General features: G+C 65.5%; 27 protein-coding genes and 1 pseudogene. 17 read left to right on the top strand and 11 right to left on the bottom strand.

Going from position 1 to position 26636, the window contains the following annotated elements; genetic code table 11:
- Positions 1-4 precede the first annotated feature (4 nt).
- Positions 5-1036 carry an ArsO family NAD(P)H-dependent flavin-containing monooxygenase gene (locus BN1313_RS15995; protein WP_091743305.1) on the top strand — a complete coding sequence of 344 codons (1032 nt, stop codon included), beginning with the start codon at positions 5-7 and terminating at the stop codon, positions 1034-1036.
- On the opposite strand, the gene BN1313_RS15990 is transcribed toward BN1313_RS15995, so the two are convergent.
- The gene (locus BN1313_RS15990) at positions 1017-1571 is read right to left on the bottom strand and encodes a lipocalin family protein (RefSeq protein ID WP_091743304.1); all 555 of its coding nucleotides are present in this window, start codon (positions 1569-1571) and stop codon (positions 1017-1019) included. The two genes, BN1313_RS15995 and BN1313_RS15990, sit on opposite strands and share 20 nt — an antisense overlap.
- Before the next feature lie 13 nt (positions 1572-1584).
- Positions 1585-1980, bottom strand: a complete 396-nt coding sequence (locus tag BN1313_RS15985; protein ID WP_091743303.1) for a cupin domain-containing protein — start codon at positions 1978-1980, stop codon at positions 1585-1587.
- 276 nt (positions 1981-2256) lie between these two features.
- On the opposite strand from BN1313_RS15985, the gene BN1313_RS15980 reads away from it, so the two are divergent.
- From BN1313_RS15980 to BN1313_RS15970, 3 genes are all read left to right on the top strand, one after another.
- Positions 2257-3186: a DUF2493 domain-containing protein gene (locus BN1313_RS15980; RefSeq protein WP_091743302.1), complete on the top strand. Its 930-nt coding sequence runs from the start codon at positions 2257-2259 to the stop codon at positions 3184-3186.
- Between the two features lie 151 nt (positions 3187-3337).
- Entirely contained in the window at positions 3338-3757 is a 420-nt protein-coding gene (locus BN1313_RS15975) for a LexA family protein (protein WP_091743319.1), read from the top strand.
- Positions 3754-4686: a Y-family DNA polymerase gene (locus BN1313_RS15970; RefSeq protein WP_091743301.1), complete on the top strand. Its 933-nt coding sequence runs from the start codon at positions 3754-3756 to the stop codon at positions 4684-4686. Before BN1313_RS15975 ends, BN1313_RS15970 begins: the two co-directional genes overlap by 4 nt.
- 103 nt (positions 4687-4789) lie before the next feature.
- Here the strand turns inward: BN1313_RS15970 and BN1313_RS15965 are convergent, their stop codons facing one another.
- Both BN1313_RS15965 and BN1313_RS15960 read right to left on the bottom strand, forming a co-directional pair.
- A complete protein-coding gene (locus BN1313_RS15965; RefSeq protein ID WP_004213209.1) occupies positions 4790-5575 on the bottom strand; it encodes an SDR family NAD(P)-dependent oxidoreductase in 786 nt (261 codons plus the stop codon).
- Positions 5572-6123 (bottom strand): recombinase family protein, encoded by a 552-nt coding sequence (locus tag BN1313_RS15960; RefSeq protein ID WP_004213210.1) that lies wholly within the window; start codon positions 6121-6123, stop codon positions 5572-5574. Before BN1313_RS15960 ends, BN1313_RS15965 begins: the two co-directional genes overlap by 4 nt.
- A gap of 139 nt (positions 6124-6262) precedes the next feature.
- Between BN1313_RS15960 and BN1313_RS15955 the strand changes: the two genes are divergently transcribed.
- From BN1313_RS15955 to BN1313_RS15950, 3 genes and pseudogenes are all read left to right on the top strand, one after another.
- On the top strand, positions 6263-9220 hold the full coding sequence (locus BN1313_RS15955) for a Tn3 family transposase (RefSeq protein WP_091743300.1): 2958 nt from the start codon (positions 6263-6265) through the stop codon (positions 9218-9220).
- A gap of 30 nt (positions 9221-9250) precedes the next feature.
- A pseudogene (locus tag BN1313_RS17050) lies at positions 9251-9418 on the top strand (DinB/UmuC family translesion DNA polymerase); the annotation flags it as partial.
- A gap of 48 nt (positions 9419-9466) precedes the next feature.
- Positions 9467-9619, top strand: coding sequence for a DUF4113 domain-containing protein (locus tag BN1313_RS15950; RefSeq protein WP_342666790.1), 153 nt, complete (start codon positions 9467-9469; stop codon positions 9617-9619).
- Positions 9620-9657: 38 nt separating this feature from the next.
- Here BN1313_RS15950 and BN1313_RS15945 read toward each other — a convergent pair whose 3' ends face one another.
- The 3 genes from BN1313_RS15945 to BN1313_RS15935 form a co-directional block, all read right to left on the bottom strand.
- The gene (locus BN1313_RS15945; protein ID WP_091743298.1) at positions 9658-10959 is read right to left on the bottom strand and encodes a type II toxin-antitoxin system HipA family toxin; all 1302 of its coding nucleotides are present in this window, start codon (positions 10957-10959) and stop codon (positions 9658-9660) included.
- A gap of 14 nt (positions 10960-10973) precedes the next feature.
- Complete coding sequence (locus BN1313_RS15940) at positions 10974-11183, bottom strand: helix-turn-helix domain-containing protein (protein ID WP_091743297.1); 210 nt, start codon at positions 11181-11183, stop codon at positions 10974-10976.
- A gap of 209 nt (positions 11184-11392) precedes the next feature.
- Positions 11393-11644 carry a hypothetical protein gene (locus tag BN1313_RS15935; RefSeq protein ID WP_091743296.1) on the bottom strand — a complete coding sequence of 84 codons (252 nt, stop codon included), beginning with the start codon at positions 11642-11644 and terminating at the stop codon, positions 11393-11395.
- A gap of 361 nt (positions 11645-12005) precedes the next feature.
- Between BN1313_RS15935 and BN1313_RS15930 the strand changes: the two genes are divergently transcribed.
- From BN1313_RS15930 to BN1313_RS15900, 7 genes are all read left to right on the top strand, one after another.
- Complete coding sequence (locus BN1313_RS15930; protein WP_245620260.1) at positions 12006-13475, top strand: type IV secretory system conjugative DNA transfer family protein; 1470 nt, start codon at positions 12006-12008, stop codon at positions 13473-13475.
- A 473-nt stretch (positions 13476-13948) separates the two neighbouring features.
- Positions 13949-14167 (top strand): hypothetical protein, encoded by a 219-nt coding sequence (locus BN1313_RS15925; protein WP_091743295.1) that lies wholly within the window; start codon positions 13949-13951, stop codon positions 14165-14167.
- A gap of 104 nt (positions 14168-14271) precedes the next feature.
- The gene (locus tag BN1313_RS15920; RefSeq protein WP_091743317.1) at positions 14272-14745 is read left to right on the top strand and encodes a mobile mystery protein A; all 474 of its coding nucleotides are present in this window, start codon (positions 14272-14274) and stop codon (positions 14743-14745) included.
- A 701-nt stretch (positions 14746-15446) separates the two neighbouring features.
- Complete coding sequence (locus BN1313_RS15915; protein ID WP_091743294.1) at positions 15447-15806, top strand: single-stranded DNA-binding protein; 360 nt, start codon at positions 15447-15449, stop codon at positions 15804-15806.
- 378 nt (positions 15807-16184) lie between these two features.
- Positions 16185-17150 (top strand): replication initiator protein A, encoded by a 966-nt coding sequence (locus BN1313_RS15910; RefSeq protein ID WP_091743316.1) that lies wholly within the window; start codon positions 16185-16187, stop codon positions 17148-17150.
- A 310-nt stretch (positions 17151-17460) separates the two neighbouring features.
- Positions 17461-18666: an AAA family ATPase gene (locus BN1313_RS15905; protein ID WP_091743293.1), complete on the top strand. Its 1206-nt coding sequence runs from the start codon at positions 17461-17463 to the stop codon at positions 18664-18666.
- Between the two features lie 12 nt (positions 18667-18678).
- On the top strand, positions 18679-19701 hold the full coding sequence (locus BN1313_RS15900; protein WP_091743292.1) for a ParB/RepB/Spo0J family partition protein: 1023 nt from the start codon (positions 18679-18681) through the stop codon (positions 19699-19701).
- Positions 19702-19939: 238 nt separating this feature from the next.
- Here the strand turns inward: BN1313_RS15900 and BN1313_RS15895 are convergent, their stop codons facing one another.
- The 3 genes from BN1313_RS15895 to BN1313_RS15885 all read right to left on the bottom strand — a co-directional run bounded on the left by BN1313_RS15895 (position 19940) and on the right by BN1313_RS15885 (position 22531).
- Positions 19940-21175, bottom strand: coding sequence for a type II toxin-antitoxin system HipA family toxin (locus BN1313_RS15895; RefSeq protein ID WP_091743291.1), 1236 nt, complete (start codon positions 21173-21175; stop codon positions 19940-19942).
- 2 nt (positions 21176-21177) lie between these two features.
- The gene (locus BN1313_RS15890) at positions 21178-21756 is read right to left on the bottom strand and encodes a helix-turn-helix domain-containing protein (protein WP_176696071.1); all 579 of its coding nucleotides are present in this window, start codon (positions 21754-21756) and stop codon (positions 21178-21180) included.
- 157 nt (positions 21757-21913) lie between these two features.
- Positions 21914-22531: a hypothetical protein gene (locus BN1313_RS15885; protein WP_091743289.1), complete on the bottom strand. Its 618-nt coding sequence runs from the start codon at positions 22529-22531 to the stop codon at positions 21914-21916.
- 272 nt (positions 22532-22803) lie between these two features.
- Here BN1313_RS15885 and BN1313_RS15880 point away from each other — a divergent pair, with 272 nt between their 5' ends.
- The gene (locus tag BN1313_RS15880; RefSeq protein WP_091743315.1) at positions 22804-23355 is read left to right on the top strand and encodes a S26 family signal peptidase; all 552 of its coding nucleotides are present in this window, start codon (positions 22804-22806) and stop codon (positions 23353-23355) included.
- Positions 23355-24188 carry a cell wall hydrolase gene (locus BN1313_RS15875; RefSeq protein WP_091743288.1) on the top strand — a complete coding sequence of 278 codons (834 nt, stop codon included), beginning with the start codon at positions 23355-23357 and terminating at the stop codon, positions 24186-24188. Before BN1313_RS15880 ends, BN1313_RS15875 begins: the two co-directional genes overlap by 1 nt.
- Here BN1313_RS15875 and BN1313_RS15870 read toward each other — a convergent pair whose 3' ends face one another.
- Positions 24189-24872 carry a hypothetical protein gene (locus BN1313_RS15870; protein WP_091743314.1) on the bottom strand — a complete coding sequence of 228 codons (684 nt, stop codon included), beginning with the start codon at positions 24870-24872 and terminating at the stop codon, positions 24189-24191.
- A gap of 267 nt (positions 24873-25139) precedes the next feature.
- Between BN1313_RS15870 and mobQ the strand changes: the two genes are divergently transcribed.
- Positions 25140-26636, top strand: a complete 1497-nt coding sequence (gene mobQ / locus BN1313_RS15865; protein WP_091743287.1) for a MobQ family relaxase — start codon at positions 25140-25142, stop codon at positions 26634-26636.

The raw sequence follows: 26636 nt of genomic DNA, 5'->3' as shown, positions 1-26636 counted from the left end.
AGATCTGGCCACAGCCTATTTCCTGCGGCGCAGCGGCCTCTCCTACATCCTTCTCGATGCGGAGCCCGCGCCCGGCGGCGCTTGGCGCCATGGCTGGCCGTCTCTGCGGCTCTTTTCACCAGCCCAATGGAGCTCGCTCCCTGGCTGGCCTATGCCGCCCTGCAGAGAGATCTATCCCAGCCGTGAGGAGGTGATCGCCTACCTCGCCGCCTACGAGCGCCGCTATGAGTTTCCTGTCGAGAGACCCCGGCGGGTGACGGCGGTCACCAAGGCCGACGATGGACTCCTCGTGCGGACTGACCACAAAACCTGGCGCACTCGCGCAGTGATCAGCGCAACCGGCACTTGGAACGCCCCTTTCCTGCCGGCCTATCCTGGCCAGGCCGGGTTCGAGGGCCTTCAACTGCACTCGGCGCACTACGCCGGGCCGCAGCCGTTCACGGGAAAGCGCGTCCTGGTCGTCGGCGGCGGCAATAGCGGCGCGCAGGTTCTGGCCGAAGTGTCGGAAGTCGCCGACGCCACCTGGGTGACGCCGCGCGATCCGATCTTTCTGGCGGACGACGTGGACGGCCGGGTCCTGTTCGAGCGCGCGACTGCGCGATGGGAGGCTAAGGAAGGCGTTGGCCCCGAGGCGCCGCCGCCAGGCGGACTTGGCGACATTGTCATGGTTGAACCGGTTAAGGCCGCCCGGACGCGCGGCGTCCTGCACGCAGTGCGCCCCTTCGTGCGCTTCACGGCAAAGGGCGTGGTGTGGCCTGATGGCAGCGAAGAGGCCGTCGATGCCGTGATCTGGTGCACGGGGTTCGGACCGGCCCTTGAGCACCTGCGCCCACTTGGGGTCCTGACGGCCGAGTCCAAGGCGGCGGTCAACGGCACGCGATCAGTCGTCGAGCCCCGCCTTTGGCTCGTCGGCTATGGCGAATGGACTGGGTTCGCTTCAGCGACGCTCGTGGGCGTGATGCGAGGGGCTCGACAAACCGCGCGGGAAGTCGAAGCGGCCTTGGCCGCCCAACAACTCAGTGCGCGGTCCACCTGAGCACCTTCGTGTCATATCCGAGCTCTCCGGCGCGAGCCTGTAGTTTTTCACGTGTGGCCAGCTGTGGATTTGCCTCCCGAGTCAGGATCCACAGATAGCGACCGGAAGGTTCGCCCACGATCGACCAGCTATAATCGTCCGCATGATCGAGCACCCAATAGTCGCCAAAGAAGGGTCCGAAAAACGAGACCTTTAGCTTGGCGTCCTGGGAATCTCGCACCACCTTCGCCCGGCCTTTAGCGACCTTGAGGGGACCGCCTACGGCGCCTTGGCGGCAGCTGTTTACAACCTCTATCGTTCGGTTGGGCAAGGCGCGATAGGCGGCCGTAACCGCTTCGCAGTTTCGCTCGAAGCGGTTTTCATAGCGGGCGGTTTCGTACCAAAGCCCAACGTAGCGCTTTAAATCGACGGATTTGGTCGGTTCGGGGACCGCGCGATTGCCGACGGGCCCCGCCGGCAATGTCGCGCAGGCGGCTAAACTCGCAGCGGCGAGGCAGAACGCGAAGACTACAACAACGGTGCGAACGGGCTTCATAGCGGGTTGCGGGCTACTCCGTGGTGGTCCCATCGAAGTGTTCCTCAGCAGCTTCGGCATCGGCCTTGCTAGCGTGGACAACTCCATCCTTATGATCGGGCGGCCCATAGAGGGTGTAGAGCTTGAGCGCCTTATCCCCGGTGTTGACGACGTTATGCTTGGCGCCGGCAGGCACGAGAATGGCGTCATCACTCTTAATCTTGGTGCGCTCTCCGTCGATCCAGACCTCCCCCTTGCCTTTCTCAACCCGGAAGAACTGATCGTGGTCAGCGTGGATCTCCTCCCCGATCTCCTCACCAGGCCTCAACGCCATCAACACGAGCTGCAGATGCTTGCCTGTATAAAGCACGCGCCTGAAGTCCTTGTTGTCCTCGGTAAGATCTTCGATGTCTTCGACAAAGCCCTTCATAGGTTTTCTCCTGGCGTCTGCGATCGACTCTACACATGGGGGCGGCCTAGGCCTTGCGCTACGTCAAGGGGTGAATGGCTGCGCTTGGAGTAGACTCGCACGGCGTGAAACGGCGACGCGGCGCCTGAGTCCTTTGGCTCTTAAGACCTCGCCACCGTCCGGGCCCGCCCACAAGGGACGCTTCGCTCAAAGCCCTTGTGGGCGGCCCCAGCCGTCGGCGCGGGGCGGTCGTCGAGCCGACGGGCTCAGCACCCCACCCCACAAGGATTTCACGCCATGCACTCCACAGCTTCTCCGCTCACCGGCCACCTGACTCATTTCGAAGCCCAGGCCTTGGCCTTGGATGATCCCCGCCCTCATCCGCCGGAAGACGCCCTGCTCCAGCTTGGCCACGCGGTCTTGACCGAAGCGCTCGACGTCATCAGCGACACCGCCCTCGAGGACTTCCAGGCCATCATCTGCGAGACCCTGATCGGGGCGTTTCACTCCGCCGCCCAACGCATCGAACGGGAGGCGGATCGGGCCAGGGACGAGCTCAACCGGTTGAGCCGGGACTTCGACGGCTCCGAGATCGCTGACACCGAGATGCAGGACGCCACCCGAAAAGCCCACGCCGCCGATGTCGCCTGCCTGGCCTTGGAGTTCGTGCGAGACGCGGCTGCTGCGAGCTACACCACGGCGACCGGGGAAGTGTGGTCCCCCTGGAAGGGGCATGTGAAGGCCTCGCGCGTGACCGCCGCCCAGATCGAGGCGCGCGACGCCCTGCGGACCGCCAAGGCTCGCAAGCACGCCGCGACCGACCCTGGCGCCACCATCGTCGCGTTCCGCGCCGCGCCGCAAGCCGACACCGAGGATGACGCCCATCGCATCTTCGATGCGCTGAACTGGGCCCAGGCCCAATGGCCGGACATGGCGTTGGCCACGACAGGGGCCAAGGGCGGGGAGAAGATCGCCATCAAGTGGGCCAAGCAGAAGGCGGTCACCCTGGTGCTGGCCAAGGCCGACTTCGACAAGAACGGCCGCGCCGCCCCCTTCCGGGCCAATGACGAATTGATCGCCCTCGAACCGGTCTGCGTCCTGACCCTGGCGAACACCCTGAACGGCGCGCGCGGGTCGTCGCTGCAGCCCTTCGGACCCGCCCTCAATCTCGGTCAAAAGGCCGCTGAACGAGGCATCCGCCACCTTCCAGTGAAGACACGCGGGTGACCCCGCAGGGCGTGGCCGCGGGCGCGGTCACGCCCATTTGTCTGTTGGCGGTCTGTGGACAGGCGCGATGCCCCCTTGCCGGGGTACAAATGTTCTACTTATGTTCTCGACCTCGCCGCCTGCCCCCGTGTCGGCAGGCTTTCGAGGTCTCATGCGTCCTGTTGTCATCGGTCTTCCCCTTCCCCTCCCCCTCGTGGGCTTTCGCATTTGCTGCGGATTTCCAAGTCCCGCCGACGACTGGATCGAAGACGCCATCGATGTCAGCCGCCTGGTGGTCACCAACCCCGCCGCCACCTTTCTGTGGCGGGCGTCCGGGGACTGCATGACGCCGACGATCCTGGACGGCGACTACCTGGTCTGCGACCGCTCGCTGGCCCCGGTTTCCGGCGATGTGGTGGTCGCCGTCGTCGATGGCGAACCGACGGTCAAGCGCCTCGCCTATGTCGCCGGCCGGCCGACGCTCAGCCATGACAATCCACGATCCCCGCCGTTTGCGCCCGATCCGCATAGCGAGATCAGCATCTGGGGCGTGGTCGCCTGGTCCCTGCGCGCCCATCGGCCGACTCGATGAGGCCGGTGATCGCGCTGAGCGACGGCAATTGCTTCTACGTCTCGTGCGAGCGGGTCTTCGATCCGCGCCTGGAAGGACGACCGACCGTGGTGCTGTCGTCCAATGACGGCAACATCATCGCCCGCAGCCCCGAAGCCAAGGCAATCGGCCTGAAGATGGGCGATCCCTATTTCAAGGTCCGCGAGCTTTGCGCCCGCGAGCGGGTCGCCGCCCTGTCCTCGAACTATGTGCTCTATGGCGACATGAGCCGGCGCGTGAACGCCGTCTATGAGCGGTTCGCGCCCGAGGTTGTCGTCTACAGCATCGATGAGAGCTTCCTCGATTTCAGCGGTCTCGCCGATCCTATCGGCCACGCCCGCGCCTTGCGCGCGACGGTCCGCCAGTGGACCGGGATTCCGACGTGTGTCGGGCTTGGTCCCACCAAGACCCTGGCCAAGGTGGCTAACCACCTGGCCAAGCGCACGCCGGCGCTGGACGGCGTTTGCGATCTGAGCGACCCGCAGGCGCGCGCCGCGGCCCTGGACGATCTGCCCGTTGGGGACGTGTGGGGCGTGGGCCCGGCCTATGCCGCGCGGCTGACAGCCATGGGGGTGACCACGGCCGGCCAACTGCGGGACCTCGATCCGCGTCAGGCCCGCGCCGTGCTCAGCGTCGTCGGCGAGCGCCTCGTGCTGGAGCTGCGCGCCAAGACCTGTCTGTCGTGGGACGAGGTTCCGGCGGGCCGCAAGGGGTGCGCGGTGACCCGAAGCTTTGGCCGGCCGATCACGGACTTAGGCGACTTGCTGCAGGCGGTCGCGAGCTTCGCCAGCCGGGTGGGTGAGAAGTTGCGCCGCAATGGCGTTGTCGCCCCGCGGCTGTCGGTGTTCATGCACACCAATCCCTTTGGCGCGGGGCCGCATCACAGCGCCAGTGGCGCCGTCACGGGGTGACTACACGAAAGTGACGTATCTGCACGCTAAGGGCGAACAAATCCGGTACGATGCCAGCAGATGCTATTCGCAGGCTTTCCTGCCCCTTTTATGTGGTGCCGCCCTACGGGCGCCGATATGGGAGGGCGGCAATCCGATTGACCAACGATCGAGGTAGAACCCTGCTCGCCAAATATGTGAGCTGGTTGCCCATCCCCGGTATGGCGAAGGATTGCCGATAAACCAGAGCGTGGACTGCATGGGCCGCGCACCGGTCAACGTCCATCAAACCCAACCTCCCCCACTTCAAATCGCTGAGGGCAGCCATGTCTGTGTCGATTCCACCGGGTGCAAAAGATCCAACACTCACTCCCGTCCCGGCAAGCTCCACGGAAAGCGCTCGCATGAGGGTGCTCACATAGGCTTTCGACGCGCCGTAGACCGCTTGGAAGGGCACGGATGTTTCGCCCGCCAGGCTCGACACGGCGATTACTGAGGATTCAAACGGCTGCTCCCTGAAAATCGCAATCAGGCGAGCCAGCAAATCCGTGAAACCGAGTATGTTTGTTTCAATTACCTCGGCATAAGTGTCGGCACGGCCTGCATCAAATGAACCAACGCTCGTCATTCCGGCAACCAACAAAGCGGCTGTTACTTGCAATTCTGCAACCTTAGCCGCGATTTTCTCCCTGCCCTCGATTTCACGTTGATCAGCCACTATAATCTCGCACGGCACATTGAACCGCTCGTCAATTTCGGTCTGTAGCTCCCGCAAGTTGTCGAGCCTTCGTCCAACAATCAGGGGCTTGGCCTGGTACGATGCCGCCAAGCGGAGGGCGGACGCTCTGCCCAAACCGGTCGAAGCCCCTGTGACCAGCACCCACGAGTTCTTGATCGCCAGCGGTTTCACGCGTTTTCCAGAGCCTTGTATAGGGCGGTTTTGCCGATCTTGAGCCGGGCCGCCGCCTCACGAACAGTGAGGCCCGCTGCGATATGCGCCCGCGCTTTACGTAGTTTGTCGGGGGTAACGACAGGCCGGCGACCACCCTTGTTGCCCCGCTCGCGTGCGGCCTTGAGGCCGGCATGAGTGCGTTCACGGATCAGGTCACGCTCGAATTGGGCCAGCGAGCCGAAGATGTTGAACACCAGCATGCCGCCCGAAGTGGTGGTGTCGATATTCTCGGTGAGTGAGCGGAACCCGATGCCGCGCGCCGCAAGCTCGCCGACCTTCTCGATCAGGTGGCTCATCGAGCGGCCGAGGCGGTCGAGTTTCCAGACCACCAGCGTGTCGCCGGGGCGCAAATAGGCGAGCGCTTCGGTTAGGCCAGGCCGATCGGCTTTTGCCCCGGATGCGTGATCGTCGAATATACGGTCGCACCCGGCAGTGTTCAGCGCGTCAAGCTGGAGCGACAGCTTCTGGTCTGCGGTCGAGACGCGCGCATAGCCGATCAGCGCCACATGATGCCCGATCCTGTCCGTTTTCCCGTCATTATGCGATCTTGTCCGAATCGCCGTTACAGGTCCAGAGTTAACGGACATATTCCTGTTGGCCGCCAGAGGACCGTCTGACGGACACGCAAAGCGAAGGAGATGATGCTTGGCGAGACGGCGACTGGTGAGCCTGGAAATCTGGGCGAGGCATTATGGCGCGCCGCTCGATGAGCGCGAGATCGCGCGTCATTATACGCTGACCAGCGACGACCTGGAAATTGTCGGCCGCCGTCGCGGCGATGCCACCCGGCTCGGCTATGCGATGCTCATGCTATATATGAGATGGCCTGGCCGTGCGCTGGAAGCGGGCGAAGTCCCGCCCGCTCCTGTGCTCGCCTATGTGGCGCAGCAACTCGGCGTCGCGCCGGCAGCCTTCGCGGATTATGCCCATCGGGACCAGACCCGTCGCGAGCATCTCGTCGAAATCCGACGATCGCACGGGTTCAGGATTTTTGACCGCAACGCTTTCCGTGAAGTTGTCGCCTTCTCGGTCCCAATCGCGCAGACCATCATACACCCCGGCCAGATGGCAGACGTCATCGTCGATGAACTCCGGCGCCTGCAGATCCTCCTGCCTTCTCCGTCGATTCTCGAAGCGGTGCTGCGGCGGGCGCGCCTGCAAGCCGAACAGCTTACCTATGAAGTGCTCACGAATGGCCTGCTGCCTGACACCCTTCAGGGCCTGGACGATTTGCTGGCCCGACGACCGGGGCAGGTCGCGACATGGCTATCCTGGATGCGCAATGCGCCACAATCGCCGGCAGCGCGCAACATCCTGCGCCTGATCGAACGGCTCGCCTATATCCGCGCGCTGGGCCTCGATCGCGCCCGTGCCGACATGATCCCGGCTTTGACTTTTGACAGGCTGGCGGACGAAGGCAGCCGCATCACACCCCAGCACCTTGGCGAACTCAATGCCCTGCGCCGCCATGCGACGCTGGCGGCAACCGGCATCCGGCTTGAGGAAAGCCTGACCGACGCCACCCTGACGATGTTCGACAAGCTGTTGGGCAGCATGGCGCGCCGCGCCGAGAACCGGACCCGCGACAAAGCCCTCAAGACGGTGCGCGAGTTGCAAGGCCACCTCCGGACGCTCACGGGGTCTTGCCGCCTCCTCATCGACGCGCGCAGCAAGGGCGTGGATTCTCTGGCGCAGATCGAGGCGCTGGACTGGCAGCACTTCGCCGTGGCCGTCGAGCAGGCCGAAGTGCTCGGGCGACCGGAAACCGTCGATCGCACCGCCGAATTGATCGAGCGGCATCGGACGGTGAAGCTCTTTGTCGGCGCTTTTCTCAACGCCTTCGAGTTTCGCGGCGCCGGCGCGGTTCAGGGGCTCCTGTCAGCGCTGGCCATCATCGCGGAGCTATATCGGACCGGCAAACGGCGCTTGCCTGATCGCGTGCCGCTACGCTTTGTGCCGCCCGCATGGCGCCCGTTCGTCCTGCGGGATGGCATCGTTGATCGTGCCGCTTATGAACTATGCGCCTTGTCGCAACTACGCGAGCGGTTGCGAGCCGGGGATATATGGGTCGCGGGAAGCCGGCAGTTTCGCGATTTCGACAGCTATCTCATACCGCCGGCGACCTTTGCGGCGCTGCGCGAGAAGGGGCCGTTGCCGCTCGCCATCGAAACGGATTTCGAGCGCCATATCGAGGAACGGCGCACCAGGCTCGACACGGCGATCGAGCAGGTAACGGTCCTTGCACGGCAAGGGGAGCTGCCCCAGGTTAAGCTTGACGAAAACGGTCTCATCATCTCGCCGCTGAAGGCGGCAACACCGCCCGCCACCGAGATTGCCCGTCGCGCCGCCTATGATCGACTGCCGCGCGTGAAGATCACCGATCTTCTGCTGGAGGTCGATGCCTGGACCGGGTTCAGCGAATGCTTCATCCATCGTCGTTCGGGCCGGGAAGCCGACGATCGCAATGCGCTGCTCACGGTCATCCTCGCCGATGGCATCAATCTCGGCCTCACACGCATGGCGGAAACCTGCCGGGGCGCAAGTCTGCGTCAGCTCGCCCATCTTCACGACTGGCACATCAGCGAAGCCGCCTATGGCGAAGCGTTGGGAAGGCTGATCGACGCCCATCGCGCCATGCCGCTCGCCGCGCTGTGGGGAGACGGCACCACTTCGTCGAGCGACGGACAGCAATTTCATGCCGGGGGCCGTGGGGCCGCGATCGGCGACATCAACGCGCGCAGCGGCAACGAACCAGGCGTTGCCTTCTACACCCATGTCTCGGATCGATATGACCCCTTCGCAAGTCGGGTGATCGCGGCGACCGCTGGCGAAGCGCCCTATGTGCTGGATGGCTTGCTGTATCACCAGACCGGCCTGACGATCGAGGAGCACTACACCGATACGGGCGGGGCATCGGACCATGTGTTCGGCCTCATGCCCTTCTTCGGCTACCGCTTCGCGCCGCGCCTGCGCGACATCAAGGAGCGTCGTTTACACCTCCTTCCCGGCCAAGAATCCGGCCCCTTGCTTGCCGGCATGACGGCCGAACCGATCGCATTGGGTCATGTCGCGGCGCATTGGGACGAACTGCTGCGGTTCGCCACGTCGATCCGCACCGGCACCGTCACTGCTTCGGCAATGCTGCGCCGCTTGTCCGCCTATCCGCGACAGAACGGACTGGCCCTCGCACTACGCGAGCTGGGCCGCCTCGAACGCTCCATTTTCATGCTCGACTGGCTGCGCGACATCGACCTGCGCCGGCGCACCCAGGCGGGCCTCAACAAAGGCGAAGCCCGCAACGCGCTCGCCCGCGCGCTCTTCTTCAACCAGCTCGGCGAACTGCGCGATCGTCGGTTCGAGAACCAGACCTATCGCGCCTCCGGCCTCAACCTGCTCGTCGCCGCCATCATCTTGTGGAACACTCGCTATCTCGAAATGGCGCTGGCGGACATCGGCACAGCCGACGAAATCGCACGCCACATCGCGCCATTGGGCTGGGAGCATATCTCGCTGACCGGTGACTATAGCTGGAATGTTGAAGATCAACCCGATCCGGACGCCTTGCGACCGCTGCGCGCCGTCAACTCCCTACTTGCCGCGTGACGTTCGCTATCCGTTCGCCCTTTCCGTGCAGATACGTCACTTTCGTGTAGTCACCCCGTCACCTTCCTGGAAGCCACGGCCGACAGCACCGAGCTCGTCGCCGGCGCGCGGCAGGCGGCGCGCCAGGCCTGGCGGGACGGGTATCGCTACAGCAAGGCCGGCGTCCTCTGCGAGGGCCTGGTTCCCGCAGGTCAGGTGCAGGCAACCCTGCTGGCGCCGACGGATCCGGCGCGATCAGAGCGGCTGATGGCGGCGCTGGACGCGTCGAACCGCCGGTTTGGGCGTGGCAGCGTGGTGATCGGGGCGACCACGGGCCGGACGCGCTGGACGCAGAAAGCCGAGTGGCGGACGCCGCGCTATACGACGCGCCTGGACGAGGTGCCTGTCGCCCGGGCCTAGGGCGGACGGGGGCAAGGATGCCTTTCTAGCGCCGGGATCTATCCCGGATACGCGCTCGAGCCTTCGGCGGCTTCCGGCGCCGGGTCGGCGCCGGGATCGCCCTCTTCGGCGGCATGGGCCTGCACGAGCAAGGCGCGTTCGGCGATAGCGGCGGCGAAGGCCTCGGCGCCCTGGCCGCCGGCCGGCATGGCCGCCACCTCGGCGGCCGCTTGCTGCGTCTCGGCCGCGATGCGGCCCGCCAGCTGTTGCACGCGGCGCAGGGTGGCTGGCCCGGCCAGGCCTGCGGCCTCAGCCATGCGGCGCCAGTGGCGGCCGTAGATATGCCGGCCGCGCTGCTGGCCGCCGATGTCCTGGGCGTGGTTGAGGGTGATGTTGGGCCAGGTCAGGCCCGTCATCAGGTCATAGAGCGGCGCAAGCACGCTGCGTCGCGGTTGCAAGAGCACCGAGTAGTTCTTGGCGTGGGAATCGACGTTGCCGATGGCGATGTTGAAGATCACCGCATCGAGCAGCTGGTTGATTTCGCGCGCCGTCATGTGCTCGCGCACAAGGCCAAACATGTCGGCGGTCGATGGACCCCTCACCCCTGAATGGTTGTGCTGATACTTGGCGGCCGGCGGCTTGCCCAAGGCCTGGCAGAAGTCCTCCTGGTGCAGGCGCCGAACGCCGGCGTCCGAAGCCGCGCGGTCATAGCGTTCGACGAGCAGGTAGGATCTGGCCCCGGCGCGCCCGGTTGTTACCGGTGCGACCGCCAGGCCACAGCGGCGGGCGAGCACCATGCACAGGGCTTCGTTCTGGACGCTGCCGGGCAGGCGCGGGTTGTCGGGCTTGAGAATGTGGGTCGAGGCCGCGCCATTGACCGGAATGGCCAGGCCATCATCGACCATCGCCAGGGGCAACTTCTCCTGGGCGCCGGCAAGGCTCATCGACACGCCCTCTTCGCCAACGAGGAAGGGCCGCGCCGGCAGCTCCTCGATGATCCGCTCCAGGGCGTCGGCGGGCAAAGGCGTCAAGGCCGGCGCATCGCCGCGCCGCGGCTCGCCCGTGGTGAGCGCGCCCGCCAGGTCACGGCCGAGATTGGCGATCAGACCGAGGATGTCTTCCTGGGCGATGCCAAGGGCGCGCGTGACCACGCGCAACGGCTCACCTTCGGGCAGCAGGTTCATCAACCAGGGCACGGTGACCTGCGGCCCATGCCTGGGTTCGGCCATGGGCATGGTCAGGGAGATCGGGAAGCTGTCGCGCCCGCTGGTCCAGGCCGTCTCGTACTGTAGCCAAGGACCGTCCGGGCCGGCCTCGATCTGGGCGACAAGCTGGTCGGCGGCATAGATGGGCAGGCCCATGGCGCGTGCCTCCGTTAGAATTCAGCCGAGTCCGTAAGGTGCATGCCAGCGGCCTTGGCGGCGGCGAGCGCCTTTCCCAGTTGAGCCGTGGCCTTGCCGGCTTCGAGCTCGACGATGAAGCGCTCGCCCACGCCGATCGACAGGGCGAGTTCACGTTGGGTGAGCCCTAACGCCTTGCGCGCTCGCGTGAGGGTGGTCCCGAAGTCTTTTGCCGTGGCGATCATTTCAATCTTCCCGAGCGGGATGATATTCGCAATTTTGGGCGGCGCGCAAGGCAAATCTTCCCGAGCGGGAAGCTGGAAGCTTCGTGCCAACATTCTGAGCGGGCAGATCCCGTTCGTGCCGGCCTTCCCGCTCGGGAAGAAACGAGCGTTTAGAGCTCACAAATCTTCGAATACTTCCCGAGCGGGAAGAACCATGGGCCCGAGACTGCCTAGTCGCCCCACTGTCTCGCCTCGGCGAGCAGGACGGTCAGCGCTTCCGTCGTCTCGCGGCGATCAAACCATACTCCGCCGAGCGAAAGGGTCTCTGGGGCGCCGTCGCGCGCCAAGCGGCCGATTGTCAGATCGGTAGAGCCACGCGCCAGGGCCTCGGCAGCCTCCAACATGCAAGCCTTGCATAGCTCAGGATCGGTATGGGGATCGAGCGACTGGAGTCTCGCAACCAAGGTCTGAATATCGCTCATCGCTGCACGCCTGTTCTCAACGCTCGGAGGCGAAGGTCGGTTTGCGCTTCGTAAAAGTCTGACGTTGGCCGCCGCCAGGGGTGTCGGTGTTCCCAGACGCTTCATCGACAGTCGTCTCCCAGATCGGCGCCGCCGAAGCGGGCTCGTCCGCGATCCAGCTCACGACCCTAGGGCGGGCCGGTTAGGGGCCAAGGCGACCTCGCCAAGGCGAGGCGGGGCCGACGGACCCTCACGGCCTTCGCTGCGCTGCAGGCCGGTTTCCATCGGCCCCGACCCTGTCCCCTGCCCTATTCCCCGCCCTTCCCGGTCGCGAGATCGCGGGAACGAGCCCGCCGATCCGGCAGCAAAGCGGGAGACGACAATGACGACGATGGCGATGGCGCAAGCGGTTTTCCAACACGCCCACGACTTCTATGACACCGGCAGCTGGTACGTGGTCGCCGAGTGCTGGGACGTCTTGGCGATCGCCGAGGAGCTGGACCGTCAGGAAGAGCGCAGCGCCACGCCGTTCGAGCTTGAGGCCGCGGCCATCGCCCACTTCCACACCCTGCTGCACGACAATCTAAAGACCCGCCNATGCGCTACCCGGCGCAGGCCCGGGCGCTGGCCGTCGAGCGCGTCAATCGATCCCTGGGCCAGACCATCGGCCGCGGCATCCTTCCGGGTCGGTGAGGTCCGCATGAGCACATCTCAACGCCTCGCACTGGTGCTGCCGATCGCGCTCCTGGCGATCGTGCTGGGCCTAAGTTGGGCGACCCAGCAGGCGGCGCATGGCCTGCACTATGCCGCCGCCTTGGGGTCGGGTTGGGCCGATGTCGGTCCCGTGCGCCTCTATCGGCCGTGGGCCTTCGTGGAGTGGTATCTGGCCCTGCAGCCGCGCTATCCGCGGCTGTTCGACGGGGCGGGCCTGGGGGGCCTCGCCGTCGCCCTGGCGCCGATCCTTTTGGTGGCGCTGGCGACGCGCGGTTCGGCGCGAGCGCCCAAGGCTTTTGGTCGCGACGCCTGGGCGGATCTGGCGGACGTCGCGCGCGCCAAACTCTTCGGGCAAGGCGGGCAGATCCGGGGCCGTGTGCTGGGGCGGTTCAAGGGCCGCTACCTGACCTATGGCGGCCCGGAGCACGCGATCATCGTCGGCGCCTCGCGGAGCGGGAAGGGGGCCGGCCATGTCGTCCCGACACTGGTGGCCTGGCCGGAGAGCGCCTTCGTCTATGACCGCAAGGGCGAGCTTTGGCACATCACCGCCGATCACCGGAAAACGTTCAGCCACGTCTTCTACTTCGCCCCGACCGACCCCAACACGGTGCGCTGGAATCCGCTGTTCGAGGTGCGCAAGGGACCGATGGAGATCGCCGACATCCAGAACGTGGTCGGCATCCTGGNCTCGCCCACGCCGATCGACAGGGCGAGTTCACGTTGGGTGAGCCCTAACGCCTTGCGCGCTCGCGTGAGGGTGGTCCCGAAGTCTTTTGCCGTGGCGATCATTTCAATCTTCCCGAGCGGGATGATATTCGCAATTTTGGGCGGCGCGCAAGGCAAATCTTCCCGAGCGGGAAGCTGGAAGCTTCGTGCCAACATTCTGAGCGGGCAGATCCCGTTCGTGCCGGCCTTCCCGCTCGGGAAGAAACGAGCGTTTAGAGCTCACAAATCTTCGAATACTTCCCGAGCGGGAAGAACCATGGGCCCGAGACTGCCTAGTCGCCCCACTGTCTCGCCTCGGCGAGCAGGACGGTCAGCGCTTCCGTCGTCTCGCGGCGATCAAACCATACTCCGCCGAGCGAAAGGGTCTCTGGGGCGCCGTCGCGCGCCAAGCGGCCGATTGTCAGATCGGTAGAGCCACGCGCCAGGGCCTCGGCAGCCTCCAACATGCAAGCCTTGCATAGCTCAGGATCGGTATGGGGATCGAGCGACTGGAGTCTCGCAACCAAGGTCTGAATATCGCTCATCGCTGCACGCCTGTTCTCAACGCTCGGAGGCGAAGGTCGGTTTGCGCTTCGTAAAAGTCTGACGTTGGCCGCCGCCAGGGGTGTCGGTGTTCCCAGACGCTTCATCGACAGTCGTCTCCCAGATCGGCGCCGCCGAAGCGGGCTCGTCCGCGATCCAGCTCACGACCCTAGGGCGGGCCGGTTAGGGGCCAAGGCGACCTCGCCAAGGCGAGGCGGGGCCGACGGACCCTCACGGCCTTCGCTGCGCTGCAGGCCGGTTTCCATCGGCCCCGACCCTGTCCCCTGCCCTATTCCCCGCCCTTCCCGGTCGCGAGATCGCGGGAACGAGCCCGCCGATCCGGCAGCAAAGCGGGAGACGACAATGACGACGATGGCGATGGCGCAAGCGGTTTTCCAACACGCCCACGACTTCTATGACACCGGCAGCTGGTACGTGGTCGCCGAGTGCTGGGACGTCTTGGCGATCGCCGAGGAGCTGGACCGTCAGGAAGAGCGCAGCGCCACGCCGTTCGAGCTTGAGGCCGCGGCCATCGCCCACTTCCACACCCTGCTGCACGACAATCTAAAGACCCGCCATTGACGGCGGCCACGCGGCGCTCCGGCGCCGCGTGGTTGTTTGCAATCATCCATTTCCTTACGTACTGGTCGACTATATATGACCATAGAGGATAGAGATGGTTGATCATGTCCAACCGAACTGAACTCGCCGCCGTCGCGCGCCGGCGCCTGGACCAACGGTTTGCCGCCCTTGACCTGGCGGCCCTGTCACCGCGCCCGCCGCGCGGCTGGGTGCGCGCCATCCGCGACGCCCTTGGCCTGACTGTCCGGCAGTTCGGCGCGCGCCTGGGCAAGAGCCATTCGACCGTGGTCGCGCTCGAGCAGGGCGAGGTCGCGGGCACCCTGACCCTTGCCGGGCTGCAGAAGGCCGCCGAGGCGCTGGACTGCACCCTGCACTACGTCCTCGTGCCGAACCGGCCGCTCGCCGCGATGGTCCGTGACCGGGCGCGCGCCGTCGCCGAAGCGCGGCTCGCCCCTATCGACCACACCATGCGTCTGGAAAACCAGGGCCTCAGCGATGCTGACCTTGCGGCCGAACTGGATCGATTGACCGAAGACTATGCGCGTCGCGGCGGGCGGCGGCTTTGGGACGCGCTTTGAGTGTCGGCGTGGCCGGCAGCACCGATCCGGCTAGTCGTTACCCTGGGGCCGGCGTTGCGTAGGCATCCAAGCGCGCCTGAGCCTCTTCGGGGGACAACACGGGGCCTAGGCCCGCACCCTGGCTGATTTCGGCGGGCGACTTTGCAACCAGCTTTACGATCCCCGGCGGACGGTCGGCTTGGTTCGCAGGATCTGGCGGGTTGTGTTCGGTCACACGGACACGATAGCGCCAGATCCCTGAACTGTCGCCTGGCTCAATGGGCCCAGCATGGGCCGAACGCCTGGGGCCAAGACCCCCCTGCCCTCCTCGTGGATTCCCTGACCGCAGCGCCGTCTGGACCACGGAGGTGTACGCCGGCAGCGACGCCTTGGCCTTCGTGACTGGGAGACATGCTTGGCGCGTGAGGCCGGTTCACCGTTGAGGCCGGTCACCAATACCCCGAGCAAACGTCCGGCGGGCTGCGGTCCCCCGCGATCAATCCCACGAACCTAGGCCGGGCGGATCCGTGTCAAAGCCGACCTCGCGCGCGAGGCGCGGGGTTGCGGACCCTCCGGCCTTCCGCCGCTGCGCTCTGTGCAGGCCGGTTTCCACACCCCGCGGGCTTTGGCCCGGCCCCTTTGCCCGGCCCTGCAGGTCGCGTGATCGCGGCAGGGACCGCGAGCCGCCGGGGCTCTTCCCGGCGGTCGATTGGAGAAACGTGATGCTCAACAAGGTTCAACTCATCGGCTTCACCGGCGCCGACGCTGAAATCCGCACCGTCTCGGGCGGCAAGAAGGTCGCCACGCTGCGGGTCGCCACCAACCGCTACACCAAAAAGGACGGCGATCGGAAGGACTACACCACCTGGCACCAAGTGGAGGTCTGGAACCAAGGCACGGTCGGCTGGCTGGAAGGCCGTCCTCTTCCCAAGGGCTCCAAGGTGTTCGTCGAAGGCGAGATCCGCCACGACCGCTACACCGACCAGAGCGGCCAGGAGCGCTTCTTCTCCAAGGTGGTGGTGGCTACCCCGCAGCACGAGCTGAAGTCGCTGGATCGCCAGGAGACGGCCGACGAGGACTAGCCTTCGGCAGGGCCCGTCCGGTCGCCGGGCGGGCCCGCAAGGCTCGGTAGGTTGTGCGCTGCCCAGCTCGGCAGACGCGCTTGTTGCCAATTGGCAACTTGGGCGCTGCGGGGCCCTTCGGTGGCCCAGCGAGCAGGTTCCATTCAACGCATGTTGACGACCTGTAGGGCCAGCCGAACGCGCCGGTCCGCCGGCAAATCCGTACTGGTGAAGGACCTCGGACACCCGGGGAATCCGGAGGCCAAAGACCCATAAAGGCAGGGCTGTGGGAGGTGAGCAAATGGGCTTGTTGCCAATTGGCAACTTCGGCTCTCGACGGTCTCTGAGAGCCGCCTCCCCTACCCTTCCCCCTCACAAATGAGCATGGTGGCGCCCAAGATGTCCAAGCGCGCGATTCGACAACAGGAGTTCGATCTCTTCATCCCTCGGATGAGCAGCCTGCCGCTGAAAGACCAGCGGGAGGTGATGGAGCGGCCGTTCTTCTCATTGAGCAAACGCAAGCGGCTGAAGCCCATCGAATACACCAGTCCCGACGGTGAGGTCTGGGTGCATGTCAGCGCCAATCCGGCCTTCGGCATCGCCACCATCTGGGACGCCGACATTCTCATCTGGGCGACCTCGCGGATCAACCAGATGCGCGAGCAGGGCGTCAACGACCTGCCGCGCACCCTGCACACCACCAGCTATGACCTGTTGAAGGCGATCAAGCGCGACACCGGGGGCAAGGGCTACAAGGAGCTGCAGGCGGCGCTGCAGCGTCTCGAAGCCACCACCATCCAGACCTCGATCCGCGGCTCGAGGCGCAACACCAAGGCGCAGTTCGGCTGGCTCGACGAGTGGGTGCTCGAATCGGATCCGGTCACCGGCGCGCCCAAGGGGCTCAGCCTGACCCTGTCCAACTGGGTCTATGAGGGTGTGATCAAGGATCGTTCCCTGCTCACCCTGCATCCGGACTACTTCGCACTGGCCGGCGGGGTCGAGCGGGCCATCTATCGCATCGCCCGCAAGCACGCCGGCGACCAGCCCGGTGGCTGGACCTGTCGGGTGAGTGTGCTGCACGACAAGACCGGAAGCGAGAGCCCGTTGAAACAGTTTAACTACCTGCTCAAGCGGATCGTCACCGCCAACGATCTGCCGGAATACGACCTCAGCTTCGTCAATACCGCCGACAATTCCCAGGCCATCCATTTCGTGCGGCGCGACGCCGCCGAGCGCGCCGCCATAAAGGCCGATCTCGAGCGACTCGCCGCCGATTCGGCCCGTCGTGAGCGCGAGGACGCTCGGGCCTTGCAGGTCGATGCGATGTTTGAAAAGCGTAGGGTTCCGCCCTCGGGGGATCGGTGACCTTTTCCACGGGGGATCGATGACCGTATTGCCGGGGGATCGGTGACCCTCCCCTCGGGGTTTCGGTGACCGACCGATTTGAGAACCCCTTGTGGCGACTGGCTTTTCCGACTTGGTTGCGGCGCCTAACTCTGTCTAACCTTATCCCTAAGATATCTTCTAACGGGGGGTGGCGGACAGGCTGGCTTGCCGTCGCCTTGAACCAAGAGGGTTCAGGCTCGGCGCGCTGTTAACCCTTTCTTCATTGTATCCGACCGAAAACTTGGCAAATTCCAGACATGATGTCGGATATTTGCAAAGGAGGCGGACCATGGCGAAGCAAGCCCTAGCTGAAAGCACCGCTTCCGGCCCCGTCCTGCTTGCCGCCATGTCGGCGCTCAGCGACCGGGCGCACGACGTCATCACCCGCCTTCGCGCCACGGTGTTTGCGCCGGGAGAGCAGAAGATCGTCGACCTGCGGTTCACGGTCACCAAGGCGGCCGAGATGGTCGGGCGGACTTCAGAAGCCATTCGGCAGGCCGAAGCCGACGGACGCCTCCCCGCCCCTCGCCTGAGCGCGACCGGCCGCCGGGAAGGCTACAGCCTGTCCGAGGTCAATCACATGCGCGACGTCTTCGGCACACGCCCCCGGCGTGGGCCCGACGATCCGCCCATCGTCCTGGCGGTGCAGAACTTCAAAGGCGGGGTCGGCAAGAGCACGCTGACCTGCCACATCGCCCAGTTTCTGGCTCTGAAGGGCTACCGGGTGGCGGTGATCGACTGCGACAGCCAGGCGAGCACCACGACGATCTTCGGCTTCAACCCGGACATCGACATCGACGACGAGGAGACCCTCCTCCCCTTTTTCCGCCACGGCGGCGAACCGGACCTGAAGTATGCCCTGCGGTCTACCGCCTGGCCGGGCATCGATCTGGTGCCTGCGAACCTTGGGTTATACCAAGCCGAATACGAGGCCGCGGCACGGCTTCGCGGCAATCCGGACGCACTCGACCGTCTGCGTCGCGGCGTGGAAAGTATGGCCGGGGACTACGACGTGGTCCTACTGGATCCGCCGCCAGCGCTGGGCATGCTTTCGCTGGCCGTGCTGCGCGCCGCCAATGCGCTGCTGATCCCGACGCCGCCCTCGACCGTCGACTTCGCCTCGACGGCGCACTTCCTTCGGATGATCGTCGAGACGCTTGAGGTGATGCAGAACCATCTGGGCGCCCGCGGCTATCATTTCCTTCGCGTCGTCGCCACCAAGGTCGATGAGGGCAAGAGCGCCCACACGCAGATCCGGGACATGATGGAAGCGGTGTTCGGCGCCGACATGCTGTCGGCCTCGCTGCTCGACTCAGCCGAAATCGACAACGCCAACGTCCAGCTGCGCACTGTCTATGAGCTGAGCGGTCCGACGACCAAGACCTATGAGCGCTGCCGCAACAATCTGGATCGCCTGAACGGCGAGATCGAACTGCTTATTCGCAAAGCCTGGCCGAGCCATCGGTCGGAGCTTCGTCGGCTTGGACTAGGGTAGGGGAGGGCGGTCATGGCATCCACAACAGGCAAGAACCGCTCGATCCTCGCGGGCTTGGTGGCACCGGTCACTGAAACCCCGACCGTTGAACGCGGCGCGCCCGCAACGGAGCGTCTGAGCACCCGCCTGACCGGGCTGGCGCGGGTGACGTCCGGGGACGTCAAGGAAAAGACCCTCAAGCTCGTTGATCCGGCCCGTTGCCGGATGTGGAGCCGGCACAATCGACGCTACGATTTGCTCAACGAGGCCTCCTGCGCCGATCTGCTGGAGAGCCTGCGTGCCCAGGGCGAGCAGGAATTTCCCGCGATCGTGCGGCGGGTCGACGACGACCCGGCCTTCGAATACGAGGTCATCAGCGGCGCGCGGCGGCATTGGTCGGTCAGCTACCTGCGCAATATTGAGCATCGCGAGATCCGCTATCTGATCGAGGAGCGCGAGCTCACCGACGAGCAGGCCTTCCGCCTGGCCGACGTCGAGAACCGGTCGCGTAAGGACATCAGCGACTATGAGCGCGCGCTCGACTATCGACACGCCGTCGAGACCTTCTACGGCGGCGTCGCCCAACGGATGGCCGAACGTCTTGAAGTCCCAAGGGCGTGGCTGTCGCGCTTTCTAGACCTCGGCAAGCTCCCGACCGACGTCGTGGAAGCCTTCGGGGATATCCGCCTCCTGCGTGAGAACCACGCGCGCGAAATCAAGCCTCTGCTCGCCGACGACGACTCGCGACCAAAGGTGATGGCCGAAGCGAAGCGGCTGGCCGCTCAACAGGCGGCCTGCAGGGCGGCGGGTAAGGCGATGCTGGAGCCTCCTAAGGTCATCAGCGCCCTAAAGGCGGTCGCAAGCCGCAAGCCGGCCGCCAAGGCGGCCAGTCGCGCCACTGTCGTTTCCAGCGACAGCGGCGCAGCCCTCTTCACCCTGGTCCGCAAGGGTTCGAAGAAGGTGGTGCTGGAACTGGCGCTCGATGCCGACGCAAGCAATGCGGATTTCCAGTCAGCCTTCCAGCGCGAGCTGCAAAGGCTGCGTCCGAAGGCCTGAAGTTGCCAATTGGCAACAAGGTGATTTCGGCGCGATTCCGAGCCCTCAAGACGCAAGTTGCCAATTGGCAACTTCGGAGATCCATCGGGGTATCAGTGACCGCCTCGGCCTGAAATTGCACCGTCGCAATTTTGCCCGTTGGGCCCTCAGTTCTGTCGTGGTCGCCACACAGGCAGCGCGTCGGTGCGTAAGCGGGGAGGGGCCTGCCGGGCCGGTATGGACGCTGACGCCAGAAGCGTTAGCGGCCCATAGCCAGTGGGATGACGGTAAGCAGCCGATTGATCTCCGTCTCCAATTTGCCGGAGATCGGCAGGTGAGCGCGCTCCTGGCCCCAGACCTGGTGGAACCGGTCGACAGCCTCCGTCGTCGTGTCCTTTGCCAAGGCTTCGGGGATGCCGGCCTTGGCGGCCATATAGATCAGCTCGCCAAGGGTCAGTTCGGCGACTTTCTTCGTCCGGGCGAACTTCAACGCCGCGTTCTCATCAGGAAGGTAGAGGGTCGTCGATAGGAAGTCGTAGCCCGGGGCCAGCTTGGGCGTGCGTCCATCCGGATAGATCAGCGACCAGTTCTTCAGGTGCATGTCGGCGTTGCCGATCAGGGCGTTGAACACCAGACGGCGGATGAACTCGCTCACCCCGGCCTCGCCCGTTTCCAACCAGAGCACCTTGGCGATGTTGCGGTAGGAGCCCTTGTCGTACTTCTCCGCCGGATAGACGCCGAAGACCTGGGCGAAGTCCTCGATGTGGACCGGGGGTCCTTTGAGGGGGCGGTCGAAGCGGCGGATGGCGAAGGCATCCTCCTCGAATTTGCCGAGGCCCTCGGGCAGACCCTCGATTTGGTCTAGCGGCAAGAGCTCGACGTCGGGGATATCCATGCCCATGGCGCGCGCCAGGCGCATCATTGAAAATTCATTGGCCGCCACGGCGGGAAACCGCATCGACGGCAGCTTTACGATCCAGTCGCCGCCGCGGCCGCTCGCCGGAATCGTCAGACCGCCCTGAGCCTTTTGGACAGCCGAGAATTTCAGCTGCACGCCGGCCAGCGAGAAGCGCAAGGCCGCTTCCTGTGTCCCGGCGCCGCTATCGACCGGCTGGTCGTCTTCGGCTGCGTCGCCGTCGTCGATTTCGCCGCTGCCCCTCGGCCGCACGGTGATGGCGCCGGGCAGGTCCAGGCCCAGGGTCTCCAACAACGGATATTCCCGCATCGGCTTCACGCCGGCGCGCTTGGCGAGGTAGTCGCGCAGCGGGCCTTCAGGCAGGAGGTTGGAAAAGAACGGCATGAGCCGTGTCTGGGTCGGCCTGTGGTCCCTCAGCAGGCCGCCGCGATCCCCCTTGAACGACAGGCTAAGCGTCGGCCGGTCTAGGTCCTCGGCGTAGGCGTCGCCGAAAGCAAAGATCGACTGATCCCCGCCAAGTGCAGTGATCAGGCCGATCCTTCGGTCGCCGAGCAGAACTTCCAATGCATCCGCCGCCATCGTCAGTCCTCATCATCCAGGCTGTAGGCCGGCCGTTCGCCTGCCGGGGCATGCACCAGCATGTTTCTCAAGTCCTTGAGCCTTTGCGCCGCGTCGCGGATCGGCTGAGCGTGGCTCGGGCGCTCGGCGGGTGGATAGGTCAGGAAGCCATGCAGCAGGATCTGCACGCTCTTGAGATCGCCGATCAGGGCCCGCGCGCGCAGGGCAGGCGTCAGCGGCTGAAGATCACGCAGGCTCGACAGCAACGAGGCGATGTCTTCGCGATCGGGCGCCATGGCATGGGCCTGCTCGGCAGCGCGCAGCAGTTCAGCCATGAGGTTTTGGGACGCGCGCTCGTCAGACCGCGCCTCGGTCGATCGCACGGTCGCCTCAACCGCCGTTAAGGCCGACTTCGGGATGAGCTGCAGTTCGAGCTCGAGGGCACGGGCCAGTTCGATCAGGGTGGACACCTGAGGATCCACGTCAGCGTTTTCGATGCGGGAGATCTGCGCCTGGGGCATGTGGGTGCGCGCGCTGAGTTCGCGCTGGCTCCAGCCTTTTGCCTGCCGGGCCTGGCGCACGACGTCACCTAAGGCGGACAAGGCCGGGCTCCTTGATTGCTTATTCTGCATCAACGCACCTATAGGATATTGAATGCGATATCATTGGGGTGAGGGTTTGTCGAGCGGGTGATGTCTTAACCTACATCGATGACCCATTCTGATATGCCAACCGATATCAGACTGACCCTCCCGGCGGCTATGGGCGGGTCGTGGGTTCGCTGTCCTGTCGCTCGGGGTCGATCTCGGCAAGGGTCCGGTTGAAGAACTTCTTGGTCCGCTCGGAACCGTAGGACTGCGAGGCCTTCTTTACCCGTGCTCGGTCAGTGGCCACCAGGCGCGCCTTGACGCGCTTCAGCATGTCTTCGGCGTCCTCGCCCAGTTGATCGAGGTTGTTAACCAGGTCCACCAGCAGAAACTCAAGTGAGAGCGTCTTCGGGAAGGCGGGCTTCATCCGAAACTCGTAGCTGCGGCTGCCGAGCGCGAACGTGCCGTGGCGCTTGTGGTTATAGACCACGGTCATGTTGTGCAGCTGGGTCGTGCCGACCCCTAGCGAATTGTAGGCGTTGGGTGAGGCCAACAGGAACGGTGCGCCCTTGAGGAAGGTCGACACCAGGATCGCGTCCTCCGGCGGCGCCGCCCCAAACGCGGTCAGTTTGGGCGCGTAGTAGAGGCCGCCAGACAGCTTGGCCAGCACGCCGGCCTGCACGGCCTCCTTCAGGTGACGATCAACCGCCGTCGACCATTGGGCCAGGTCCGCCCGCCGATAGGTTTGCCCGGGCGTAAGCTTGGCTTTGAACTGCTCGAACTTGGTCATAGCCCCGATCCCGGCCTTCGATCCTCTTTGCATGAAATCTCGTTGAAAATCCATGCAAGAGCCCGTTGGCCGCTGGAGGGCTTTGGGCGGCGGACCATAGGCTGGAGATGACCGGGGTTGCCCATGGGCAACTTGCCATGGCCAAGCGGCTACAATGACCGGAAGGTGTGGTGCGCGGCGATCCCAAGCCCACAATCGCCGGGCATGAGCCACATCGTGGCCGCAAGCCCTGCCGAGCCTTCGGCTCGTTTTGGCTGCGCCGGTCCCATCTGATGTTTCTCACTCCTACAGCCCCGCGTTGGACGCCGTTGGCCTGCGTCCTGGGCGGCGGGGCCGCGCTCATCAGCGCACTGTCGATGGCCACGGCCGGGGGCGCTCGTCCGCTGCTGTTGTGGAACCGAACGGCCAGTGAGCCGGAGGGGCTCTATCTGCGGCAGGCCGAGCCGGTGAGGGTCGGCGCGCTGGTCGCCTTTCCCGCGCCAGCGGCCGCTTTTCCCTACGCGGACGGGCATATGAACTACCTGCGCCGGGTGCCGGTTTTGAAGTCCGTCGCCGCCGTGTCCGGCGACCAAGTCTGCACGGTCGACGGCCGGTTAGTGATCAATGGACAGGTGCGCGCCCCGATTCTGAACACGGACCGGCGCGGCGCTGTCTTGCCGCGTTGGAACGGCTGCCGCCGGCTCCACGACGGCGAAGTGTTCGTCTTCTCCGACCGCATCCCCAACAGCTTGGACAGCCGATACTTCGGCCCGGTGAACCGCGCCGAAATCGTCGGCGTGTTCCGGCCGGTGACCCTGTCGCTTTCCCACACTGGAGACCGTTGATGGACCCTGCTGCCCTGGCGGGATTGTGCCTGCTGCTCGCGCGCGGCCAGAGCGCCCAACCTTTGCCCGCGGGCGTCAATTGCCCGCCTCCCGCGCCCCCCTCGGCGGTGATGGCGCCGCCTTTGACGCGGAGCGGTCTTGCTCCCCTCGTGGCCGGCTCGGACGCGCGCGAAGCGATTACCCGGGTCGCCTTCGCCGAGGCCGGTAATCAGGGCGACAGCGGCCTGGCCGCCGTCGTCTACACGATCCTCAACCGGGTCCAGGATGGGCGATGGGGCGGCACGGTCGAGGCCGTGGTCAATGCCCGAGGCCAGTTCGAGCCGGTGATGCGGGTCGGCGGCGACTGGCGTCGCCTGCCGGCCTCCACAGTCGCGCAGCGGGCGCGGATCGAGACCATTATCAATCTCGCTCTTGAGGGTCGCCTACCTGATCTCACCAACGGGGCGCGCTTCTTCCAGAACCCGCAAATCGTGGCGGACCGGGCGACCCGCGGCGAGGTCTCCGAGGGCCTCGTAAACTTCGGTGGGACAGGGCCTTCCGCCGTGATCGGCGCCCATAGCTTCTACGTGGATGTGCGCTCGACCGGGGGGAGGGGGCCGCGCTCCGCCAAACCCTCTTCCGCCCCTCGTGGAACTTCGCCCGAAGTGGCCTGGCAGGCCGCCGGCGGGGCCATCTTCGTCGGCGACAATCGTGCCGCGCAGGACGCCGGCTCGGCTTCCGGTCTAGCTCCGGAAGGGGCAGGGCAGGGGGCTATGCGCGCGACAAAAGTCGCCGATCCGGGCCGCTCGATCTTTGTGGTCGGCCCGGGCCTGGCGGCCGGAGCAGAGCCATGATCAGGCCGCACGCCAAGCTTGGTCGAGATCGGCATAATCAGGGTCGACTTCGCTCGGCAGCAGGCCGTCGCCCTCTTCCCGAGCGAGGGCGGATTCGGCCATCAGGTCGAAGTCCGGCAGAGGCTCGCCGGCGGCCTGCAGAGCCGATTGCGCGTCCTCATCCAGGTCGCCGCCCGGGCGCAAGGGCAGAGGCACATTGCCTAGGAGTTCGCGCACGGTCAGGCGATCGCGCACCCGCTCAACACGCCGGTCGAGGATGTCGACCAGGCGCGCCAGAAGCTCGTCGTCGCCCGCGAAATGCGCGTCTCCGGCTTCGGCCAGCAGGGCGCCGCCAATGATGATTTTGCCGCGTGTTTCGCGTCTGCGCTTGTTGATCGACCACAGGGCTTCAAGGCGTTCGACGCGCGCTTTCAGCACGTGGAAACGCTTGGCGTCATCCTCGATATCTTCAAGCGGGGTGACGTGCCGCTGCTTATGGATTCCGTCCTGGCCCGCCTCTCGCAGCGCCGACTCCAGCTCCGCCAGCCGCTCGAGGAGGGCGGCTTCTTCATCGGTCCGTTTTGCCCGTTCGCGGTCGCTTGACCGGGCCGCCCAGAGCTCGCGTTTGCGGGCGAGCTGGGCGGGGGAGCGGGGCTTGTACTTTGACGGACGAGCGTTCCGTCGGCGCTTGTCGACCTTGGCCATGGTGCGGCCTTTCAATAGTGAAAAAGCACGAAACGGCGTAATGCTTCCACAAAAGTGCGACCTGGTCTACGGCGGCGAAAATTCAAATTCGGTCCAAGGGCGCAGTTACCGGTTGGATGTGCTGCGCCCACCAACCGTGCGGTCAGGCCTCGCCCGACACCCTCAAGGCCCTTTCTCGCATCGATCGATGCGAAGCCTTGAGCCAAGGGCGCAGCCCTTAGCGATCCCGGCAGGGGCCCAGGTGACGGCGCAGCCAGGGGAGGGCGCATGGCCCAGTACCGACTAGAGGTTCAAACCATTCAGAGGTCGGCCGGGCGCTCCGCCGTGGCGGCCGCTGCCTATCGCTCCGGCGACCGGCTCATCGACGAGCGCCTGGCGATGGAGTTCGACTTCGGAGCGAAGGGCGACATCGAGTTCACGGCGATCATGGCGCCGGCCGATGCGCCGGCGGCTTTCGGCGACCGGCAAACCCTTTGGAACGCCGCCGAGGACGCCGAGAATCGCAAGGACGCCGTGCCCGCCAGGGAGCTGTTGGTTTCGCTGCCGCATGAGCTGGATTTTGCCCAGCGGCGGGCCCTGGTTGAGGCCTTCGTCTCCGAGCAGTTGGTGGCGCGCGGAATGATCGCCGACGTGGCGATGCACCGTCCCGGCAAGGAAGGTGATGAGCGCAATTTCCACGCCCATATCCTGGTGACCACGAGGGAGCTTAATGCCGACGGATTTGGTCGAAAGTCGGAGAGTTGGCGGTCGCCTCAAGCTGTCCGTGAGTGGCGCGCCGCCTGGGCGGAAGTCCAGAACGAACACCTGCGCCGGCACCTTGGTCCGGACGCGCCGCAGGTCTCGCACCTGTCGCTCTCGGAGCAGGGTTCGGATCGCGAACCAGGGGTGCATCTGGGGCCGACGGCGAGCGCGCTGGAACGCAAGGACATCGTCTCGGAACGCGGTCAACAGAACCGCGACACCAACGCCCACAACGCCAAGCGCAAGGAGCTTCGGACCGACTTCCAGGCGACCGCCGACCGGCTGGTGAGAGAGGCGCCGGTGATCGCGGTCCCGGTGGCGAAACTAACGACCGAGGCTGAGCAGATGCGCGCGCGGATGGTCACTGAGCGGGACCGGTGGGCCGAAGAACGCGCGGCGCTCACCCTGCCCAAGATCGACAGCGCGCGGGGTCTGGAGCGCGAACTTCTACAGCCGGCCCGCGCCGACCTGGCGGCCGCGAAACTTCAGCTTCGGCAGACCGAACAGCGGGTCACAAAGGTGCGGCAGAAACGGCTCGCCCTGGTGCAGTGGATCCGCAATCCGGCGCGGATGATCTGGGCCAAACACGCCGAGCTGAACGCCATCGCTAGGGCGCGCAGGGAGATGAAGCGGGCCGAGGTCGCGATACAGGTTCGGGCAGCGTGGATCGCCTCACCCGCCGGCCAGACCTACGTCGCCAGCCGGCGCGGCCCACAGCTGGAACGTGCCGGCGACGTGGCCCGCCAGCGGCGCACGCTGGAGCGCAAGATCAAGCGGATCGACAAGCGTATCGAGGGCGCCACTCGCGCCTACAACGACCTGAGGGTTGCTCAGGCGCTCGGCCAAAAAGAGCTGCAGGTTCCGTCCCGCCTGCCGGACGAAACCCGGTTCATCCGCGAGGTCGGCGGCCCCGCACGCGCCGCCTTGATGCGCTACCCGGCGCAGGCCCGGGCGCTGGCCGTCGAGCGCGTCAATCGATCCCTGGGCCAGACCATCGGCCGCGGCATCCTTCCGGGTCGGTGA

The organism is Phenylobacterium immobile (ATCC 35973) (assembly GCF_001375595.1).
Taxonomy (GTDB): domain Bacteria; phylum Pseudomonadota; class Alphaproteobacteria; order Caulobacterales; family Caulobacteraceae; genus Phenylobacterium; species Phenylobacterium immobile.
Note: the sequence above shows the minus strand (reverse complement) of the source record. Positions and strands in the feature narration are given on the sequence as shown.